The sequence below is a fragment of the Pseudoxanthomonas sp. genome (assembly GCF_036845285.1).
Lineage (GTDB): Bacteria > Pseudomonadota > Gammaproteobacteria > Xanthomonadales > Xanthomonadaceae > Pseudoxanthomonas_A.
In genome coordinates, this window is the sequence record NZ_DAIUEE010000029.1 from 1 (window position 1) to 5,260 (window position 5,260).

At 61.5% G+C, this 5,260-nt stretch carries 3 protein-coding genes; 2 read left to right on the forward strand and 1 reads right to left on the reverse strand.

The annotated features are described in order from the left end of the window. Positions 1–60 precede the first annotated feature (60 nt). Positions 61–1,140, forward strand: coding sequence for a site-specific integrase (locus tag V7060_RS18390; protein WP_334180655.1), 1,080 nt, complete (start codon positions 61–63; stop codon positions 1,138–1,140). A 152-nt stretch (positions 1,141–1,292) separates the two neighbouring features. Continuing rightward, the gene (locus V7060_RS18395; RefSeq protein ID WP_334180656.1) at positions 1,293–2,633 is read left to right on the forward strand and encodes a GTPase-associated system all-helical protein GASH; all 1,341 of its coding nucleotides are present in this window, start codon (positions 1,293–1,295) and stop codon (positions 2,631–2,633) included. Here V7060_RS18395 and V7060_RS18400 read toward each other — a convergent pair. Beyond that, a partial coding sequence (locus tag V7060_RS18400) for an RNA 3'-terminal phosphate cyclase (RefSeq protein ID WP_334180657.1) occupies positions 2,533–5,260 on the reverse strand: 2,728 nt, incomplete at its 5' end. The genes V7060_RS18395 and V7060_RS18400 overlap by 101 nt on opposite strands.

Genomic DNA, 5,260 nt, shown 5'->3' on the forward strand with positions numbered 1-5,260 from the left:
CATCGGTGGGCTGTCGCTCACGCGGTTGCTGGATGAATTTTGCAGGGCCGACTACATAGTATGAAACGAAAACACGCTATTTTTGCTGTGCCGGCCGCGGCCTCCGCACTGCTCCTTCCGGACCAGCTGGCGGCGAAGGCTGCCGACGCTGTTCGCGAGTTGCTGGCCGAAGCCGCGGCCGCCAACACCACACGCAGCTACGCCACTGCCCTGCGTTACTGGGCGGGCTGGTATCAGGCGCGCTACGGAGCAGAGATGACGCTTCCGGTCGGTGAAGCCACGGTGATTCAGTTTCTCGTCGATCACATCGTGCGCAAGAGCAAGACCGGGTATGTCACGGAGCTTCCCACTGAGGTGGACGCAGCACTCGTCGCAGCGGGCCTCAAGGCGAGTCTCGGGACCCTGAAGCTGTCCACGGTCACCCAGCGAGTTGCCGTGCTATCGACAGCTCACAAGCTCAAGCGTCTCGACAACCCCTGCGAGCTGCCCACCGTACGGACCTTGCTAAGTCGCGCTCGACGATCCTCAGTAAAGCGCGGTGAACGTGCTAGCAAGAAGACCGCGATTACTCGCGTGGAACTGGAGGCCATGTTGGCGACCTGCGATGACTCTCTCGAAGGAGTTCGCGATCGCGCCCTACTCTGCTTTGGCTTTGCGAGCGGCGGACGTCGGCGTAGCGAGATTGCCGCAGCGGATATGCGGGACCTTCGGAAGTCCGGTGATCAGAACTATGTCTATCGCTTGGAGCACAGCAAGACACAGCAATCCGGTGTGACCGCCGGATCCACACCGGATAAACCGATCATTGGGCGCAGTGCCGTCGCGCTTGCAGAGTGGCTTGGGGCGGCGAAGATTTCGGAGGGGCCGATCTTTCGGCGCATCTGGAAGAACCGGGTCGGCCCCGCCCTACTCCCTGGTTCGGTAGCGAAGATCGTCAAGCGGCGGGCGGCACTGGCGGGGCTTAACGGGGACTTTGGGGCGCATAGCCTTCGGTCTGGTTTTGTGACCGAGGCTGGGAAACAGGGGGTGCCGCTTCCGGCGGTGATGGCTATGACTGAGCATCGTTCGGTAGCGAGCGTCGTGGGATACTTTCAGGCAGGGCAAGCTGAAGACAATCCCGCAGCGCGTCTCCTGAAGTAACAGCAAATCTCAACAGCGAGAGCAGGGTTTCAAGAACCGGGGGCGTCACGAGCGTCAGTTTCCCTGCGCGATTGCCTGCAGTGTCGTGGTTCGAGTTCAAATACATCATCTTTGCGTGTAGAACAAAACCAAACGCTGCAATAGGAGAGCAAATGGACGATTCTGTACTTCTACGCTTTCTGAACAATGGACTCATTAATGTTGGAGGGGAAGATACCAAGCTTGAGAAGCTTTCGCAGGCGGCCCAGGATCTCGCAAACGCGCTGAAAAAGACGCCATCGAAGGCTCTGCGCTTCTCTCTCATCGCATTCGATCCCGAAGCGCCGGAGAGCGATCCTGTTGTCGTTGAGGCACTCGCCGCACTTCAGGCGCGGTGGACCACCTATCGCAATACCTTTTCTTCCACTCCGATCGCTGTCATCCGGGCGATTCTGCTTGACGCTCTCATGACAGCCGCAGGGGATGACGATCGCGTTGGCGTCTGCTTCGTCGCGTCTGCCCGCAACGCCCTGCCGCTTCTGCGTGCGGACAACGAGCGCGGTATCTGGGTGGATGTCGTCGCGCGCATTGAGGCGCAGGTGGATATCCGCGCCGAGGCGGAGTGGACGACTCCGGCGTCGATATCGGTTGCGCCGATGTCATACGTGCCGCCGCAGATCGAGGCACCGAGCGTGACTGCGGCGACTACGGAGCGAACCAAGCTTGAGCAGAGAATGAGGGCGGCCGCTGGCCCCCAAACTCACGATCCCCAGCGGGGACAAAATTTCGCAACCGGCGGAAACCAGCATTGGCCACAGCAAAACCAGCATTGGGTCCATGAGTTCGGACGTTTGTCAGCAGACGCGATCGCCGATACGCTCGATGCTGTGGTCGCAGAGATCGAAATCACGCAGCCGGATCTGGCCGCACCCTTCAACCAGTTGGCGAAGAGCGTATCTACCTATGTCGACGATACCCTCAAGGCTGTAAGTGTCGCGACCGCAGGCCTGCAGCGCCGCACCAACCTGCTGTGGTGGAAAGAAGCTTTCTTCTCTACTTCGGCGCGAAAGAGCTATCGCGAACTTCCTGTCACCGTCGCAGCTGCCCACATGGCGCTAGATCTGTTCAACGAGGTCCCATTGTTTTCCCCCGCCAGCGTCACCGCCTTGCTCAGTGAGGCGGTGCTGCGGCTACCTGGGACCGAGCACGGCAATGACCGGAGCATTCGAGATCTCGTCGCTGAAGCGCAGGACGAGGCTAGCCTCGCACCGCTCCGCTCTGAGGCGGCCAATTTGGTTGGTGCTCCCGAAGGCCGCGGCCCACTGCTCGCGTTGATAGGTCATTCAGACCACGCGAAGGCGCGCGCCGAGGAAGCCTTTCAGATAGTGACCGGAGTGCCAGCGGACGCCCGCCTCAATCCCGTCGCATGGGCGACCTGGATTTTCCGCGAACTGCAGGCGTCGAAGGCTGCTTCGGACGCGTCGCCGCAGAAGCGGCGCGCCAAAAAGAGCTGACGCATGGACAAGTGCAAGCGGGAGACTTGCTTCGTCCCGGACATCGGACGCGCTTGCCAAGGACGGTCATTGCCACGGCATGTTCATGGAAGTGCTGGACCTGCAGTTCGGCAGCAGCGCGGAACTGCTCACGCGCTCTGCGTGACTTGCCTTCCGAAGTCAGCTTGAGGCCATTGAAGAAAAGCGCCTCACACACCTTTTCTCGATCGGCACGGCCATCGCGGGTGTGACTCGCCCGAACTAGAGCCTTTTCCGTTGATCGACCCGCAAGATATTCGACGATCGGACCAGGCCAAGTGCTTGCGTCGTCCGAAGACAAATCGGTCTTCGGCCAATCATTGGCGATCAGCCCATGAAGCAGCGGGAGGTATGGGTCATCATCCGGCCGAACGGGGGATTTCTCAGCCAGTTCCACAATGCGACCGAGCGCCGCCTTGGCGTCGGCAGCACGACCTTCGGCTAGAGCCAGCATCGCCTGCATCTTGAGCGCGGGACCGTCTTTTGTATCGGACGTCGGTTCGAACTGCGCGCGTGCTCGTTCGTGTTGGCCCGCCGCCGCATAAACTTGGAATCGTCTGCCCGGCGTGGCTGTCGCGACGTCGCTTGCGATCGACTCCAATACGCGAAGTGCCTCGTCGGCGCGTCCTGCCTCCAGGAACGCATAGAGCCATTGATCCAGTGCATGATCGAGCCAACCTTTCACGTTCTTCGGCGTCTCTGCGGCTTGTCGGTGGCCGGGGTCCAGGTCCAGTTGCTGAGCGCGTGCTTTCTCTGCCGCGAACGCCGACGCATGCAGCCTTAGTGCATCGTCCAGGTCGCGTTGGGCTCGCTCACCCAAGGCGCGAGGCGCCGCCTTTGCCATCGCGAGCAGACTGCGCGGTTGCGGCGTAGACGTTCGTACCGGACACGCCAGAGATTCAATGCTGCCATCCTCGAGCACGGCCACCGCCTCATACGGATCAGCGACCAGCAACGTACCGTTCGGTGCGAAGGCCCAACCCCAAGGCGGGCTGGGTAGCGTGAGGCGCGGCAGGAGCGAGATTTCATCACCAGTACGCTTTATCTGCGCCAAGAGACCGGCATCGCCCACGGTGAAAATCGAACTGCCGAGCATCACTGTACCGAAGTGTGGTGTATCGACGAAGGCAACGACGTCCTCGCCCCATTCTCCAAGTGCCGACTCGCGCCCTTGGTCGTCGACGAATCCGACGACGCCGTCGTAGTGCCAACGGTCCGTTCCATACAGCCACCCGTTCTCAACGCGCAGATACGTACTCGTGCCGTATTCCGGCCGACCATCTTCAGGCACCTCCACGGGAAACCCGGCGGGTGTTGGAACACGGCGCGCTCGCTCCCATTCAACGCTGAGTTCGCCCATGCTGGGGCTGACGTACAGTCCATCCACGATGCCGTGCTCGTCTCCGCATCGGCGAAGATGATCGGTCAGACACCGATGGAAGCAGTTGAACGTGATCGTCTGGATCTCGTCGGCTGCGTTGCCCTCGGGCTGACGTGGGTGGAGCGACTCCCCTGCCCTCTGGCGCACCAGGCCCGACCAATGCATGCGCTGAACTTTGCGCAGCTCCTTCTGAGTGTTCGAATCGGACTGTGCCGACGGAGCCAGCGCAGCGATCACAGCAATCTGGGTTTCCCAACTGGGATGGTTGAGATGGGCTCGGAGCAACGCCGCATTGCCGATCGGATCGAGACAACCAAGCCACTTCGCGGCCTCTCCCGCTTCCGACCAGTTGATCCCAGATAATCGCTTCTTCGCCGGTGGACCCAAGAGAACTGCGGCGTTCGGTGTCGAGCACAAGCTCTGCGGCAACATCGAAAGCTCGATGTCGGAGCGTTCGAGCAGGAGGACCGCGGCATCAAGCGCATGAGCGCTGCCTACCCGCATCACGACTTGCGCGGCGGGAAGGGACAACTTGTCATTGGGCCTATTGGCCAGCTCCCAAAGTTGCTCTGACGCAGGGCCTGCAGCCTTGTCGAGGCTGTTCAGCAATTCGAGAAGATCGCCACGAAGCGCCTGTGGAGCCGACTCGTCCATCACACGCTCGACGATCGCGAGCACCGAGCCTGGCTTGATCTGTTCGAGCGATCCGTCCTTCTCGCGTAGTTCAGCGACCGCTTCCGCCGACACACGACGCTCGCCGTAGGTCGTCACGAGTTCCGTCACGGCCTCGTGTTGAACCCAAAGCGACAGGACGTTGCCGGGACCGGTGTCATGACCTAGGACACGGATATGGCTCTCCTCGGGCGAGACCGGAAAACAGTCGCGCACGACGCTGAGTTCGCGCGCAGCAACGTGCCCGGGAACGTTGGCCACCAGCGCTTCCGCGCCGATGGCGACGCGAGCCCCGCGTTCGTTCAGTACCAGAGGGCGCAGTCTGGCCGGGCGGATACGAACGACGACGCGTCCACCCCCCGCCGGGAACAAGCCTTCCCGTTCGACATCGAGTTCGACTTTCGCACCCATGCGTTCCAGTAGCGGAAGGAAGCAGCGCTGCAGGAACGCCACACTCGGCGCCAACATGTTGTGGGTGCCGCCGCACAGCGCCAGGCGACTGGGTATAGGAAATTCAACCGCCCTTTTCGCCCAGTCTGCGCGGTAGCCGGAGGCG

Bases quoted from the DNA above. Each gene is read 5' to 3' on its own strand.
- V7060_RS18390 (WP_334180655.1), top strand. From the start codon at position 61: ATGAAACGAAAACACGCTATTTTTGCTGTGCCGGCCGCGGCCTCCGCA.
- V7060_RS18395 (WP_334180656.1), top strand. From the start codon at position 1,293: ATGGACGATTCTGTACTTCTACGCTTTCTGAACAATGGACTCATTAAT.